This window comes from Rhizobium sp. Rhizsp82, assembly GCF_047325115.1.
Classification (GTDB): Bacteria; Pseudomonadota; Alphaproteobacteria; order Rhizobiales; family Rhizobiaceae; genus Rhizobium.
In genome coordinates this window covers 1797005-1810244 of sequence record NZ_CP168570.1, presented here as the reverse complement: position 1 = coordinate 1810244, position 13240 = coordinate 1797005, and the positions used below count along the sequence as shown (strand labels likewise).

Annotated in this window: 15 protein-coding genes; 7 read left to right on the top strand and 8 right to left on the bottom strand. The window is 64.3% G+C overall.

Going from position 1 to position 13240, the window contains the following annotated elements; all coding sequences use genetic code 11:
• Positions 1–45 precede the first annotated feature (45 nt).
• The gene (locus ACEN84_RS13700; RefSeq protein ID WP_413711155.1) at positions 46–705 is read left to right on the top strand and encodes a glutathione S-transferase family protein; all 660 of its coding nucleotides are present in this window, start codon (positions 46–48) and stop codon (positions 703–705) included.
• Here ACEN84_RS13700 and ACEN84_RS13695 read toward each other — a convergent pair whose 3' ends face one another.
• Positions 706–1602: a LysR substrate-binding domain-containing protein gene (locus ACEN84_RS13695; protein ID WP_413711154.1), complete on the bottom strand. Its 897-nt coding sequence runs from the start codon at positions 1600–1602 to the stop codon at positions 706–708.
• 156 nt (positions 1603–1758) lie between these two features.
• Between ACEN84_RS13695 and ACEN84_RS13690 the strand changes: the two genes are divergently transcribed.
• Both ACEN84_RS13690 and ACEN84_RS13685 read left to right on the top strand, forming a co-directional pair.
• On the top strand, positions 1759–1938 hold the full coding sequence (locus tag ACEN84_RS13690) for a hypothetical protein (protein WP_413711153.1): 180 nt from the start codon (positions 1759–1761) through the stop codon (positions 1936–1938).
• A gap of 262 nt (positions 1939–2200) precedes the next feature.
• A complete protein-coding gene (locus ACEN84_RS13685; protein WP_413711152.1) occupies positions 2201–2554 on the top strand; it encodes an MmcQ/YjbR family DNA-binding protein in 354 nt (117 codons plus the stop codon).
• Here the strand turns inward: ACEN84_RS13685 and ACEN84_RS13680 are convergent.
• Together ACEN84_RS13680 and ACEN84_RS13675 are read right to left on the bottom strand one after the other, a co-directional pair.
• Positions 2551–3171 carry a glutathione S-transferase family protein gene (locus ACEN84_RS13680; RefSeq protein WP_413711151.1) on the bottom strand — a complete coding sequence of 207 codons (621 nt, stop codon included), beginning with the start codon at positions 3169–3171 and terminating at the stop codon, positions 2551–2553. The two genes, ACEN84_RS13685 and ACEN84_RS13680, sit on opposite strands and share 4 nt — an antisense overlap.
• A 148-nt stretch (positions 3172–3319) precedes the next feature.
• Entirely contained in the window at positions 3320–3685 is a 366-nt protein-coding gene (locus tag ACEN84_RS13675) for a DUF4406 domain-containing protein (protein WP_199626405.1), read from the bottom strand.
• 120 nt (positions 3686–3805) lie between these two features.
• Between ACEN84_RS13675 and ACEN84_RS13670 the strand changes: the two genes are divergently transcribed.
• A complete protein-coding gene (locus ACEN84_RS13670) occupies positions 3806–4561 on the top strand; it encodes a DeoR/GlpR family DNA-binding transcription regulator (protein WP_413711150.1) in 756 nt (251 codons plus the stop codon).
• On the opposite strand, the gene ACEN84_RS13665 is transcribed toward ACEN84_RS13670, so the two are convergent.
• On the bottom strand, positions 4536–5285 hold the full coding sequence (locus ACEN84_RS13665; RefSeq protein WP_413711149.1) for a hypothetical protein: 750 nt from the start codon (positions 5283–5285) through the stop codon (positions 4536–4538). The two genes, ACEN84_RS13670 and ACEN84_RS13665, sit on opposite strands and share 26 nt — an antisense overlap.
• 149 nt (positions 5286–5434) lie before the next feature.
• Positions 5435–6439 (bottom strand): asparaginase, encoded by a 1005-nt coding sequence (locus tag ACEN84_RS13660; RefSeq protein ID WP_112719248.1) that lies wholly within the window; start codon positions 6437–6439, stop codon positions 5435–5437.
• Between the two features lie 150 nt (positions 6440–6589).
• On the opposite strand from ACEN84_RS13660, the gene ACEN84_RS13655 reads away from it, so the two are divergent.
• Complete coding sequence (locus ACEN84_RS13655) at positions 6590–7327, top strand: DUF3750 domain-containing protein (RefSeq protein ID WP_413711148.1); 738 nt, start codon at positions 6590–6592, stop codon at positions 7325–7327.
• Between the two features lie 43 nt (positions 7328–7370).
• Here the strand turns inward: ACEN84_RS13655 and ACEN84_RS13650 are convergent, their stop codons facing one another.
• Positions 7371–8540, bottom strand: coding sequence for an MFS transporter (locus ACEN84_RS13650; protein ID WP_413711147.1), 1170 nt, complete (start codon positions 8538–8540; stop codon positions 7371–7373).
• A gap of 201 nt (positions 8541–8741) precedes the next feature.
• Between ACEN84_RS13650 and ACEN84_RS13645 the strand changes: the two genes are divergently transcribed.
• The gene (locus tag ACEN84_RS13645) at positions 8742–9953 is read left to right on the top strand and encodes an MFS transporter (protein WP_413711146.1); all 1212 of its coding nucleotides are present in this window, start codon (positions 8742–8744) and stop codon (positions 9951–9953) included.
• Here the strand turns inward: ACEN84_RS13645 and ACEN84_RS13640 are convergent.
• On the bottom strand, positions 9950–10567 hold the full coding sequence (locus ACEN84_RS13640) for a helix-turn-helix transcriptional regulator (RefSeq protein WP_413711145.1): 618 nt from the start codon (positions 10565–10567) through the stop codon (positions 9950–9952). The two genes, ACEN84_RS13645 and ACEN84_RS13640, sit on opposite strands and share 4 nt — an antisense overlap.
• Positions 10568–10672: 105 nt before the next feature.
• On the opposite strand from ACEN84_RS13640, the gene ACEN84_RS13635 reads away from it, so the two are divergent.
• Complete coding sequence (locus ACEN84_RS13635) at positions 10673–12094, top strand: MFS transporter (RefSeq protein ID WP_413711144.1); 1422 nt, start codon at positions 10673–10675, stop codon at positions 12092–12094.
• Between the two features lie 72 nt (positions 12095–12166).
• On the opposite strand, the gene ACEN84_RS13630 is transcribed toward ACEN84_RS13635, so the two are convergent.
• Entirely contained in the window at positions 12167–13165 is a 999-nt protein-coding gene (locus tag ACEN84_RS13630; protein WP_413711143.1) for an NAD(P)H-quinone oxidoreductase, read from the bottom strand.
• Positions 13166–13240: the final 75 nt, after the last annotated feature.

Below are 13240 nucleotides of genomic sequence, written 5' to 3'. Positions count from 1 at the left end.
CAGCGGCGTTTATAGGGTCCGCGCGAAACCAGAGGGGATACCGACATGCTGAAGATCTACGGCGTTTACCGCTCCCGCGCCTCGCGCGTCTACTGGATGGCCGAGGAGCTCGGCATTCCGTTCGAATATGTCCCGGTTCTGCAGGTCTTCCGGATCGCCGATCCGGCTGCGGCCGGCACGCCGCTCCACACGCGCTCGCCCGAGTTCCTCGACGTCAATCCGATGGCGATGATCCCGAGCATCGAAGACGACGGCTTCGTCATGCATGAGTCGCTGGCGATCACCCAGTATCTCGCCAAAAAGCATGGCGGGGCGCTGGCGCCGAGGACGCTGCAGGAAGAAGCGCTGATCAGCATGTGGTCGGTCTGGGCGACATCGGAAGTCGAGGTGCAGACGATCCAGATCGTCAAGACCTATGACAATGGGCTTGAGAATACCGAGGGCGGCAAGTCGGTGATCGCTGTTGCCACCCGCCAGCTGAAGCGGCCGCTCGACGTGCTGGAGCAGCATCTGTCCAGGAATGAATGGGTTGCCACCGACCGCTTCACCGCCGCCGACCTCAACATCGCGGAAGTGCTGCGTTACGCGCAAACGGAAGAAGCGCTGTTTACGGCACGGCCGCATATCGACGCCTGGATCAAGCGCTGCCAGTCGCGCCCGGCTTACCTGAAGATGCAAGCCGGCCGCGCCGCCGAGCCCAGCTGATCAGGCAAACAGCGCTTCCGTTTCCTTCATCTCGAAACGGATCCACTCCTTGAACGCGCGGACCTTCTTCGGCTCGCGCGTGCCTTCCGCGGTGATGAAATAATGGCCGAAGCCGGTTCTGGCGCGGATGCCGAAGGGCGCCACGAGCTGGCCGGCCTGCAGCGAATAACCCGCAAGCGTCTGCCAGGCGAGCATCACCCCCTGCCCGGCGATCGCCGCATCGAGGCAGAGCGAGGCGTCGTTGAACACATGCCGCGTCGTCAGCGTCGAGCCGGAGAGACCGGCCTCGCGCATCCAGACTTCCCATGAGAACATCGCCTTGCCATCGATGATGGCGGGGAGTTTGAGGATATCGCGCGGCTCCCGGAGACCTTCGGCGACGCGCGGCGCGCAGACCGGAAAGACCTCCTGCTGCAACAGCAGCTCCGCCCTGACGCCCGGCCACTGGCCGCTGCCGACGCGGATGCCGAGATCGACATCGGAGGCCGCCGGATTGACGAGCCTTGTCGTCGCATCGATGCGCAGATTGATATCGGGGAAATGCTCGGCAAAGCGATCGAGCCGGTAGACCAGCCAGCGCGCCGCAAAGACCGGCGCCACCGAAATCGTCAGCGTCGTCTCGTCCTTCTTCTGCGCCATAGACACGGCTTCCGAGAGACGCGCCATGCCCTCGCTCAGCGTCGCCAGAACCGCCGCCCCGGCTTCGGTGACCACCATGCCCTTCGGCGTACGCTCGAAGATCGCCCGCTCCAGCTGCGCCTCGGCCTTTATGACCTGCTGGCTGACGGCGCCGACCGAGACACCGAGCTCATCGGCCGCCAGCTGCAGCGAGCCGAGACGGCCAACCGCTTCCAGCGCCCGCAGGCCGTTCAGATGGACGGAGTTCAGGTTTCGCATATAGGTTTTCTATAGTGGGCGCCGCGTAATCTCAATTGAAAACGAGTGTGGGGAGCGCGATATTTCAGGCATCAAAATCGATCGGAACCAACTTTATGCGCAGCTTTGAACGTTGCCGCGCTGCCGTTCCGTTTTGCGAGGAAAGCGAGGATTGCCATGTCGCTTCTGAAGTTTTTCTGGAATGAACTGGTTTCGGCTCCCGTGGTGCCTGATGATCCGCTGGCGCATTGCGAGATCGCGGCGATGTCGCAACGGGAGATCGCCGATTTGCCGCTGGGTTTTCCGAAGCCGAAGCCGACGCGGTTCGAGGTGGCGCGGCTGGCGCGGTGCGCGTGAGACTACATTATTGAGCACATCGCCCGGAGCCCCCTCGCCCTACCCACCGGGGTCGAGCCGACGGTCTCGACCCGTCCTTCGGCCCCCCCGCGCGGGGGAGAGGGATGTTGGCGCGAGCGGCGCTCTCGAGTTCCCTTCTCCCCAGTGGGGAGAAGGTGGCCCGAAGGGTCGGATGAGGGGGCCGCGGTCGCCAAGTTATCGGTCCGCGAGATGCATTCACCGTGATAGACTCTCCCACGCCGAAATGAGGGAGAACAACGCCATGCCCGAAACAATGGACAGCATCTTCACCCGCCTGATCCGGCTTGCCGAGGAAGCCGGGCTGCCCGGCGTCGAGCAGAGCACGACCTATGGCAATCCGGCGCTGAAGGTCGGCGGCAAGGCGTTTGTTTCGGTGAAGAACAACGAGACGCTGGTGCTGTCGATCGCCATTCCCGACAAGGAGCATCTGATCGAGATGGCGCCGGAGATCTATTTCCAGACGGACCACTACAAGGGCTGGCCGTCGCTGCCGGTCAGGGCGGCGGCGATCGGCGATGACGAGCTGCGCGGGCGGCTCGTCAATGCCTGGCTGTTCCGGGCGCCGAAAAAGCTGGCGGCGACCTATCGGGCTTAGGCCTGGTCTTTGGCCAATGCCGCATTGACGGCCGGGCGTTCCAGCATGCGGGCGTAGTGGGCGGAAACCTTCGGGAAGCGGGCCATGTCGACGCCGTCGCCGGGGAGCCACTTGGTCATGGTGAAGAGGTAGCCGTCAGCCACGGTATACTGCTCACCCATGGCCCAGGGGCCGGCGAACATCTTGTTCTCGATCATCTCAAAACTCTCGCCCATGGTCTGCGGCACCTTGGCGCTCATGTCGGCGATCGCGGCGGGATCATTGGCCCAGCGGGCGCCGCGGCGGCTATGGGCGTGGTTCACATGGACGGTGGAGGAGAGGTAGCTGTTGAAGGCCTGCAGGCGGGCGAATTCGAAGGGATCGTCGAGCGGCGCGAGCTTTGCCTGCGGCACGGTCTGTGCGATATAGGCGAGGATGGCGATCGTTTCCGTCAGCACACCGCGATCGGTGACCAGCGCCGGGACGCGGCCCTTCGGATTGATCGCCAGATAGTCGGCCGCACGCTGCTCGTTGTCCTTGATGCTGAGCTTCTTCGGCTCATAGGCGAGACCCGCTTCCTCCAGCGCGATCAGGCTCGCGAGCGCGCATGTTCCCTGGGCGAAATACAATGTCAGCATGATCGTCTCCCTGTTTTGGGGAGATGTATAGCGTGGCGGCGGAGCGGCTGCCATGAGGAAATCGGACGCAGCCCCGACCCTCCCTCATCTTTGTAACATCCCGTGGGCATAGCCCTAAGGGCACAGAGATGAGGGAGCTGCCGAGCCCTTACGCCGCCACCGCACACCCCGGCACATCCTCAAGCCGGTGCCAGACCGGGATGCCGCGTTCACGGGCGATGCGGACGTCGTTGTCGGCGCCCTTGGAGTCGCCGGGCAGGCGCAGCACGCCCTCGCAGAGTTCCAGCAGGCGGTGGGCGACGGGGTAGAAGATTTCCTCGTGCAGGGCGTCGCCGATCGTCTCACCGCCCGCGGCATTCCAGACCGGCAGCGCCACCCATTCGCCGATCATCGGCACATGGCCTGCCCGGAACAGCGTGTAGGACGGCTCTTCCAGCCGCTTCAGGTTGGCAGCCATCTTTGCCGGGTCGTCACCCGTGCCAGACCGGTAGGGACCGGCAATCAAAATCAACATGATCAAAACTCCACAACTCCCGGCCTCATGCACGGGATTTCACGATAATGCGCGAAATTACTTGCTTGTCGAGTCATTTCGGGCAATATCGTGAAGCATCGTAAATTTCCGTGCAGGACCATGCTGACCACACAACGCAAATCCCTGATCCTCGACATCCTGCGCCGCGACGGCCAGGTGGTGGCCAAGCGCGTTGCCGAGGATTTCTCGCTGTCGGAGGATACGATCCGCCGCGACCTTCGGGAGATGGCGGCCGAGGGCTTGCTGAAGCGTGTGCATGGCGGGGCGCTTCCGCTCTCGCCGGATCTGCCGGATTTTTCCGCGCGGCGCACCGTCGCATCAGATGCCAAGCAGCGGCTGGGCGCGCTGGCGGCCGGGATGGTGAAGGCGGGGCAGCTGATCTTTCTCGACGGCGGCACGACGACGGCCGAGATTGCCCGGCGGCTGCCGCGCGACATCGCTTTCACCGTCGCCACCCACAGCCCGACGATCGCGGCCGAACTGGAGCATCATCCGACCGCCGAGGTGATCCTGACCGGCGGGCGGCTATACAAGCATTCGATGGTGGCGACGGGTGCGGCCGCGATGGGCGCGATCTCGCAGCTGAGGCCCGACATCTTCTTCCTCGGCGTCACCGCCGCGCACCCGGTTCACGGGTTGTCGACGGGGGATTTCGAGGAGGCGGCGATCAAGCGGCATATCGCCCGCTGTTCGGTCGAGACCTATGTGCTGCTAACGGAGGAGAAGCTCGATCTCGCCTCGCCCTGCCCGGTTCTCGGCGTCAGTGAGGTTTCCGGGCTGATCGTGCCGGAGGGGATTGCGGAGGCGCGGCTTTCTCCCTACCGGGTGCTCAACGGCGCGATCCTCGTGGCATGAAGGGTTCGAGCAGCCGTTCCCGCAGCAGCGCCAGATCCTGCGGCAGCAGCGTTGCGGCCAGGCCGGCGGCGAAGAGGCCGAGCACCGCATAGGCGGGCATCATGCTGCCGGTTCCGAGATCGAGGGCATTTTCCAGCGGTGCCTGCAGTCCGGCGATCGAGGATGCGATCCAGGGCATGCCGATCAGGCGGGCGGGTGCGGCGGCGAAGCCCGGCGTTTGCGCCAGCGCCGTCAGCGCGCCATAGGCGGCGCAGAACCAGAGCAGCCCCTTGAGCCAGAGCCATTCGCCGAAAGGCACGGTGCGCCCTTCCTCGAACGGGATTGCCAGATAGGCGCAGAGGACATTGATGAACAGGAACGCCGCAGGCAGACTTTCGGCGACCATTTCCGGCCGCAACATGCCGGTCCAGCCGGCCGCGAGGATGCCCGGGAAACCCGCCGAGGCATAGAACCAGAGCAGCGCCACCGCAGCCCAGGCCCATCCGGCCTTGAGATAGCGCAGCCGCGCCACGGTGCAGACCACCATGATCAGGCTCGCGAGCCCCATGCCGGCCGGCTTCATCGCGCCCGACATGGTGAGCACGATCGGCCCGCAGGACCCGGCCACTTCGGCGCAGCCGGACATGGCGACGATCGCCCAGGTGACGTAATCGAAACACATCGAAAAGAACAGGAAGACCGCGACTGCGATCAGCATCCACCAGAGATAGCGGCCTGCAAACATATCCTGCCCTCATGGCATGGAAGGAGTGGAACCTCGCGCCATTGTAGGACAAATTCCGGCGGCCGCACGCGCAGCCGCCGGAATTGGTTTAATCCATATTAGTGTTTGCTGATTTTTGTAAAGCTTATGTGCCGCAACGGCACGGGTCGTTAGGAAAACGCAGCCGTGGCGCGCACCTCGCCCACCACTGCGCCATTGCGATTGTGGATCGGACGGGTGGCGAGCGCCATCAATGCCGCATGCGTTTCGCCGCCCCTTTCGAAAAAGCGGGCGAGCGTGGCGGCAACCATGGCTTCGGCGGCGCGCGTCGTGCCGTCTTCGCATTTCAGTGCGACGGCAATCCCCTGCTCCGGAAGCGTGGCGCAGAAGACGCCTTCGGCACCGGTCTTGGCAAAGATCTTGCCGGGGGCGATCTGCATCAGCGCCGTGCAGGTGCCGCCGGTGCCGGAGACATAGAAGGGCTCGGCCATACAGGCTTCCATCAACCGCTTTGAGGCGCGGGCGCGCAGTGGCTCGAGGCCTTTGCCGGTCGTCATCCTGGCAAAGCCATGCGCCAGGCGCTTCAGCGGTACGGCATAGGTCGGGATGGCGCAGCCGTCGACCCCGCAATTGTCATGGGCGAGAACGGCGCCCGTCAGGCTTTCCATCGTGCCGCGGATTTCGCGCTGCAGCGGATGGTCGTAGCCGACATAGCCCTTGGTATCGATGCCCTGATGGACGCAGGTGCAGACGAAGCCGGAATGCTTGCCGGAGCAATTGTTGTGAAGCGCGTTCGGCTTGTCGATGGTGCGGGCCTGATGGATCAGCACTGCCTGGTTTCCCGACCAGTGCGTGCCGCATTCGAGCGCGCTCTCGTCACGCCCGGCGCGCGCCAGCATCGAGGCGGCGAGCTCGACATGCGCATCCTCGCCGTAATGCGAGGAGCAGGCGAGCGACAATTCGCTGTTGCCGAAGCCATAGGCATCGGCCGCGCCGCTCTCCACCAGCGGCAGCGCCTGCATCGCCTTGCAGGCCGAGCGCGGAAACACCGCCGCATCGGCATCACCCAGCGAAAAGACCACCTTGCCGTCCCCATCGACGGCGACCACCATGCCGCGATGACGGCTTTCGACGAGCGAACCACGGGTGACTTCGACGGTGACGGGATTGGACATGGGGAAAATCCGGAATGTTGGATGAGATGGTCAAAGCCATAGCGCCGCTGGCCGAGAAAGCAACGACTTTCGGCCCCGCCTCCGGCGCAATTGCGCCATCATGGTCGGGAATATCATCCTATCGGCGCTGGTTGAGGGGCTTTGTCGTTCATGCGGTTTTTCAAGAGGCTGTTTCTGGCAATCGCGGTCATCTATCTGCTGCCGGCGATCGCGGCTGCGGGGTGGTGGGCGCTGAAGGAGCGGCCGCAGAGCTGGCGTGAGGCGAAGTGGACATCGGCGGGTGTTTTGCCGAAGCCGGATGCCGATGGCGAGGCGGCGATCTACATTCTCTCCGCCTCGACGGGCGGCATGAAAGGCGCGGTTGCCAGCCATTCCTGGATCGTTACCAAGGGTGCGGGAGACACTGCCTATAACCGCTATGACAAGGTCGGCTGGGGCTCGCCGATCCGCCGCAACAACTATCAGCCGGATGCCTACTGGTATTCGAATACGCCGCATATCGTGCGGGCGCTGAAGGGCCTGGAGGCGCAGGCGCTGATCCCCAGGGTCGAGGCGGCGATCCAGTCCTATCCCTATGCGGCGACGGGTGACTACCGCATCTATCCGGGACCGAACTCCAACAGCTTCGTCGCCCATGTGCTGCGAACCGTCCCTGAAGTCGGCGCCGTGCTGCCGCCCGATGCCGTCGGGCGCGATTTCCTCACCGATGGCCGCTTCTTCGAGATCGACCCCGATGGACGCGACATGCATGCGACGCTCTACGGCCTGATCGGCTTTGCGGCGGGGGCGCGCAGCGGCTTCGAGGTGCATTTCATGGGGCTGGTCGCGGGCGTGGATATCGCCAATCCGGGCGTGAAGATCCCGGCATTCGGGCGGGTGGGGATTTGATCTCAGTGCAGCGTCACGGCTGGGTTCTGCACGAGGCGATTGTCTAGGCTGCGGCCCGGAGCGGCGCCAGGGCCGCGAGAGCCAATGCCGAGAGCACGGCTCCAGCCAGCGCGAGCGGCCACAGGCCTATCGAAATATAGGGTGCGACCGCCGTCGTCCCGAGCGCCGCGATCCCCAGGATCGCCGCCACGACGATCGCTGCTCCCCGCGAGTGATCGCCACGCGCAGTGGTGATGGCCCGATGAAATCCTATCGGCCCGCGGATGCCGAAGCCGAGGTTCATGACGATGCTGAGCGGGATGATCACATAGAGGCTGGTGCCGCCGGCAAGCGCATATGCAAGAATGGCCAGAAAGGCGACCGGCATGATCGCCGTGCCGGTGCGAATGACCCTGCCGGTACCGAACCTTACGGCAAGCCACGCCGATGAATTGGCGGCGACGATGAAGGCCGCGATGCCGCAGACCTGCAGCGCCACGAAATACTCGATCCCCTTGCCGAGCGGCCCGGTCAGGACAGCCGGCGCGCCGAAGACGAAAACCAGCAGGGCGCCGAGCGAAAGCGCCTGACTGGACGCGTAGCAGAGGAATTCGAAATTCCGGAGGATCGCCAGATAGCTGCTGTGCTCATGCGGCAGCTTTTCCTGGCGCGGCAGCCCGGCCCGCAGCGCGAAGGTGGTGGCGCCGACAAGCACCGAGAGCAACGCCAACAGCAGGAAGGACAGTTTCCAACCGCCGAGCTGCAGAAGATAGGCGCCGGCAATCGGCGCCAGGGCGGGAGCCAGAGATTCCACCGAACCGAGCCTGCCCATGGCGGCGGGCGCCTTGTCCTTCGAATAGAGCCCCTGGATGAAGCCCGGCGCAAAGACGGCAGGTCCTGACCCGAAAGCGCCTTGCGCGAAGCGCAACAGGATCAGCCACTCGATATCAGGTGCGGCGGCGGCAGCAAGGGAGGCCAGGCCGAACAGCGCGAGCGATATCATCAGCAGAAGACGCGGATCATGCCTCGCGCCGAGCTCGCCGAAGGTCAGAAGGCCGATCAAGGTACCGAAAGCATAGGCCGCAAGCACAAGCTGAGCGAGCTCGACCGTCCCGCCGAGCGCCACCGGCAGGCTGGGCACAGCAGGCAGAACCAGGTCCGTACCGGCAATACCGAGGACGGTACCGCTGGCGATCAGGGCAAAGAGCGCGGGGGTTTTCGATATGCTGGACATGCACGCGTCCTATCAGAGCGTTGCGGCCCGGCCAATCGCACCATGCAGATCGCTGTCATTCAATTATTTGATCTTTTTCGAATGACCGGATGCAATCACGCGCCGTCGCACTGCATCACACGAATTGACATCCCCATCACAAACTATCGTTTTCCGATCGCGCCTCGCGGGACTACAGGTAGCGCATCGGGAATCACATCCATGCCATCTGCCTTCTCCGTCATCATCCGCGAACCGAAAATCCGCATTCCGGCGATCACGCTGGTTGCGCTCGCCTTCACCTATGCCTCGACGCTGCCCTATCAGTCGATCATCGGCATCAACGAGCTCGGCATGAGCGACGGTGCCTATTCGGCGCTGGTGTTCTTCTCGGCGCTTGCGAATGTGGCGACCAGCCTGACGCTGGGGATCTGGTCGGACCGGATGGCCGACAGGCGGCCGCTGGTGCTGATGCTCTCGGTCTGCGGCATGGTGGGCTTCGGCTCGGTCTTCATCTTTCACACGGCGCCGGTCTTCGTTCTCTGCGTGCTCCTGCTGATCCCGATGAGCAACTCGACCTACTCGATCCTGTTTGCCAGCATCCGCGCCACAACCAACCGGATGGACCGGGGTTTGGCGGGGTCGATCTCGTCAACGGTGCGGGCGCTGTATTCGGGATCCTGGGCGCTGGCGCCGGGGGTGATCGGGCTTTATCTCGCGACCGCGCAGTCGATGACGCCGGCCTACGGGATTGCCGGGGCGGCGAGCCTCACCTGCTTCCTTCTCTACTTCTTCTTTGCCGGGAAAACGCCGAAATTTTCCGGGCCGCTCTCGGATGCGCCGGGTTTCCTGCCGTCGCTGAAGCGCATCCTGCAGCCCTATATCCTGAAGCGCATCATCGCCATGTCGCTGCTGCTGGGATTGCAGCGGCTGAACACCATGCTGTCACCGCTGATCATCACCCATCCGGCAGGAGGCACCGTCGTCGATGTCGGCTTCATGGCCGGGCTGACGGCCTTTCTGGAAATGCCGTTCATGATGATGTGGGGGACGCTGCAGAAGCGCTTCCGCAATGTGCATATCCTCGCCGCGGGCAGCCTGATCTATTGCCTCTACCTGACGCTTGCGGGCTTTGCCTCGGCGCCCTGGCACATCTATGCGCTGGTGGGGATCAATGCCTGCGGGGCGGCGGCGATCCTCAGCGTTCCCATCACCTATCTGCAGGACCTGATCGCCGACCGGCCGGGGCTCGGCAGTTCGCTGATCTCGGTCAGCGTCTTCATCAGCAACGGCGTGGCGGCGACGATCTTTGCGATCGGTACGACGCTGACGGATTATTCGGGAACGGCGCAGATCGCAGCCTTCGCCGGTCTGGGCGCAATCGGCTTCCTGCTGTTCCTCGAAAGCAGCAAGCGGCAGCTGAGCGCGGCTTAGGCGCTGATCCGGTAGGCGCAGCGGCGGGCGCCGAGCAGGATGTGTTCAGAGCGCTCGACATCAGCGCCGAGCACGCTGCGGAAGGTCTCGATCTCCGAGCGGCAAAAGCCGGCGCAGACGCTGGCGGCGGCGCAGATCGGGCAATGGTTTTCGACGAGCATGAAGGAGCCGTCCTCCTCCTGCCAGCAATCGGCCATATAGCCCTCGCTGCTTCTGATGGCGGCGAGCTGTCTGACGCGTTCGGAAAGGGTGGAGGCCGAGACGTCCTGCCGGTAGCGGGCAAGGGTTTCCGTCTCGCGGGCGGAGATGACGGCGTCGAGGGCGGCGGGGCCGAGCTCGGCGGTGATGATCGAGAGTAGACCGGCTGTGAGTTCAGCATGGCCGTCGGGGAAGGTCTGGTGGCCGGCGGCGGTCAGTTGCCAGAGCTGCTTCGGGCGGCCGCGGCCGGCGCCCTGCTCCGTTACCGGTTCGGCAAGCCCCTCTTCGGCGAGCTTCGTCAGCTGCTGGCGGGCAGCCTCCGCAGAGATGCCGAGATGGCCGCCGACATCGGCGCCCAGTTGCGGGCCTTCGGTCTTCAGCAGAAGCAGGATACGGTTGGCAGGCGATTGGCGCATTTATTTTTCCAAGTTCACACTTGTTTTAATAACACAAGCATGCAATTTTCCAAATTATAAATTGGAAAATAATGTCCGCCAGGGAAAACATCAAGGCATACAGGCATGACCAGCATCGACCAGGGCGCCGCCCCGAAATCCTCCGTCTTCCAGCTCTTCACTCCAGGCCTGCTTCCGGCAACGCTGATGCTCGGCGGCGGCGTGACGCTCTATGCCGTCGAGAGCTACATCATGGCGACGATCGCGCCGTCGATCGTGCGCGATATCGGCGGATTGCCGCTGCTCTCCTGGGTGACGACGCTCTATGTGGCGGCTGCGGTTCTCGGTTCGATCTCGGTTGCGATGCGGCCGCGGGGCATGGGTCTTCGGATCGCCTATGTGTTCGGCGCCGTGCTCTTCGGCGGCGGCAGCCTGATCTGCGCGGCGGCGCCCGCCATGGAAGTGGTGCTTGCGGGACGCGCCGTGCAGGGTTTCGGCGCCGGCATTCTGGCGGCGCTGGCCTATGCCTTCGTGCGCTTTGCCTTTCCCGAACATCTCTGGCCGAAAGCCTCGACGCTCTATGCGGCGATCTGGGGGATTGCGACGCTGCTTGGCCCCAGCGCCGGCGGGCTGTTTGCCGATGGCAGCAACTGGCGCCATGCCTTCATCATTCTCGTGCCGCTCGGCGTGCTGATGGCCGTGCTTGCGCCCTGGCTGCTGCCGAAGGCCCTGGATGACCGGGCGGAGAGCAAAATCCCCTTCCTGCAGATCATGCTGCTGATCGGCGCGGTGCTTCTCGTCAGCATCGCCGGAACGCTGGAGCAGACGGGCGCCAAGGCGCTGCTCGTGGCACTCTCGGTGATTGCGATCGCGCTGATGCTGATGATCGAGCGGCAGGGCAGAACGCGGCTGCTGCCGACGGGGGCGGTGACGCTCGTCAAGCCGGTCGCCCGCGTCTATCTCACCATGTTCACGCTGCTCGTGGTGCTGACCAGCGATATCTACATTCCCTATTTCCTGCAGGTCCTGCATGGCGTGACGCCACTGATCTCCGGTTACTTGACGGCGCTGGTGGCGCTCGGCTGGACCTTCGCCGCCTTCTTCAGCGGCAACCTGCGCGGACCTGCGGCCATCAAGGCGATCGTCGCCGGATGCGTGATCGAGGCGCTGTCGACGGCGGCGCTCGCACTGCTTCTGGCGCGGGAAAACCATACGGCCGATATCCTGATCCTCGCACCGGCGGCCTTCGCCATGCTGATGATGGGCTTCGGCGTCGGGCTCGGATGGGCGCATCTCGTCACCAAGGTGCTGCAGCTGGTGCAGAATTCCGAGCAGGACAAGGCGTCCGCGGCGATCTCCACCGTGCAGTCGCTCGGCAGCGCCTTCGGCGCGGCAATCGCCGGCGTCATCGCCAACAGCACCGGACTGGTGCATCCGGGCGGGGTCGATGGCAACATTTCGGCGGCGCACTGGCTCTATGCGGCCATGGCCCTGCCGGGGATCGTCACGGTGGTTGCGGCGCTGTCGCTGAGGGACAAGAGGGTTTGAAGCCCCAACGTCGACCGTTGCAGATGCTCGGGACAGGCCCGAGCATGACGGCGGTGGGTGAGTGGGTGAAGCCTAGAGCTTCAGCATGATCTTGCCGATATGGGCACTGGTTTCCATGCGGCGGTGGGCTTCGACGACGTCTTCGAAGGCGTAGACCTTGTCGATGACGGGTGAGACGCTTCCCGCCTCAAGCAGCGGCCAGACCTGCGAGAGGAGATCGTCGCGGATGGCGCGCTTTTCTTCGGCGGTGCGCGGGCGCATGGTCGAGCCGGTCACCGTCAGCCGCTTGACCATGATCGGCGTCAGATTGACCTTTTCGGCCATCGAGCCGCCGAGGAAGGCGATGATCGACAGGCAGCCGTCCTTGGCGAGCGAGGCGATGTTCTTCTCGAAATAGGCCGCACCGATCATGTCGAGCACGACATCGACGCCCTGCCCCGCGGTTTCCGCCTTGATGACCTCGGCGAAGTCCTCCGTCCTGTAGTTGATCGCTTTCGCCGCGCCGAGCTTGACGCAGGCGTCGCATTTGTCGGCCGAACCGGCGGTCGCGTAAACGGTAGCGCCAAAAGCCTTGGCGAGCTGGATCGCCGTGGTGCCGATGCCGCTGGAGCCGCCGTGGATCAGCACGCTTTCGCCTTCGGTCAATCCGGCCATCTGGAAGAGATTGGCCCAGACAGTGAAGAAGGTTTCCGGCAGCGCGGCAGCCTTGACGGCATCGTAGCCCTTCGGGAAAGGCAGCGCCTGGCCTGCCGGCAGCAGGCAATATTCGGCATAGGCGCCGCCATTGGCGAGGCCGCAGACCTTGTCACCGATCGCGTAGCCGGTGACGCCGGGGCCGATCGCGACGACTTCGCCGGAGAGTTCGAGGCCGAGAATGGGGCTGGCGTCCTTCGGCGGCGGATAGGCGCCCTGGCGCTGCGCGACGTCGGGGCGGTTGACGCCGACGGCCTCGGTCTTCACCAGGATCTGCCCCTCGCCCGGAACCGGCAGCGGTCCGCTGGCGATCGTCATCGCATCGGGCGCGCCGAAGCGTGGCAGATCGACGAAACGCATGGTCGACGGCAGGGGCATATCCGGTCTCCTCATTCCGAAAGCACAGGAGATAATTCAGCACCCGATGCTTGAAAAGGCGAGAAGTGGCAGAGG

Coding starts and splice junctions, on each gene's coding strand:
- ACEN84_RS13700 (WP_413711155.1), top strand. CDS start 46: ATGCTGAAGATCTACGGCGTTTACCGCTCCCGCGCCTCGCGCGTCTAC.
- ACEN84_RS13695 (WP_413711154.1), bottom strand. CDS start 1,602: ATGCGAAACCTGAACTCCGTCCATCTGAACGGCCTGCGGGCGCTGGAA.
- ACEN84_RS13690 (WP_413711153.1), top strand. CDS start 1,759: ATGTCGCTTCTGAAGTTTTTCTGGAATGAACTGGTTTCGGCTCCCGTG.
- ACEN84_RS13685 (WP_413711152.1), top strand. CDS start 2,201: ATGCCCGAAACAATGGACAGCATCTTCACCCGCCTGATCCGGCTTGCC.
- ACEN84_RS13680 (WP_413711151.1), bottom strand. CDS start 3,171: ATGCTGACATTGTATTTCGCCCAGGGAACATGCGCGCTCGCGAGCCTG.
- ACEN84_RS13675 (WP_199626405.1), bottom strand. CDS start 3,685: ATGTTGATTTTGATTGCCGGTCCCTACCGGTCTGGCACGGGTGACGAC.
- ACEN84_RS13670 (WP_413711150.1), top strand. CDS start 3,806: ATGCTGACCACACAACGCAAATCCCTGATCCTCGACATCCTGCGCCGC.
- ACEN84_RS13665 (WP_413711149.1), bottom strand. CDS start 5,285: ATGTTTGCAGGCCGCTATCTCTGGTGGATGCTGATCGCAGTCGCGGTC.
- ACEN84_RS13660 (WP_112719248.1), bottom strand. CDS start 6,439: ATGTCCAATCCCGTCACCGTCGAAGTCACCCGTGGTTCGCTCGTCGAA.
- ACEN84_RS13655 (WP_413711148.1), top strand. CDS start 6,590: ATGCGGTTTTTCAAGAGGCTGTTTCTGGCAATCGCGGTCATCTATCTG.
- ACEN84_RS13650 (WP_413711147.1), bottom strand. CDS start 8,540: ATGTCCAGCATATCGAAAACCCCCGCGCTCTTTGCCCTGATCGCCAGC.
- ACEN84_RS13645 (WP_413711146.1), top strand. CDS start 8,742: ATGCCATCTGCCTTCTCCGTCATCATCCGCGAACCGAAAATCCGCATT.
- ACEN84_RS13640 (WP_413711145.1), bottom strand. CDS start 10,567: ATGCGCCAATCGCCTGCCAACCGTATCCTGCTTCTGCTGAAGACCGAA.
- ACEN84_RS13635 (WP_413711144.1), top strand. CDS start 10,673: ATGACCAGCATCGACCAGGGCGCCGCCCCGAAATCCTCCGTCTTCCAG.
- ACEN84_RS13630 (WP_413711143.1), bottom strand. CDS start 13,165: ATGCCCCTGCCGTCGACCATGCGTTTCGTCGATCTGCCACGCTTCGGC.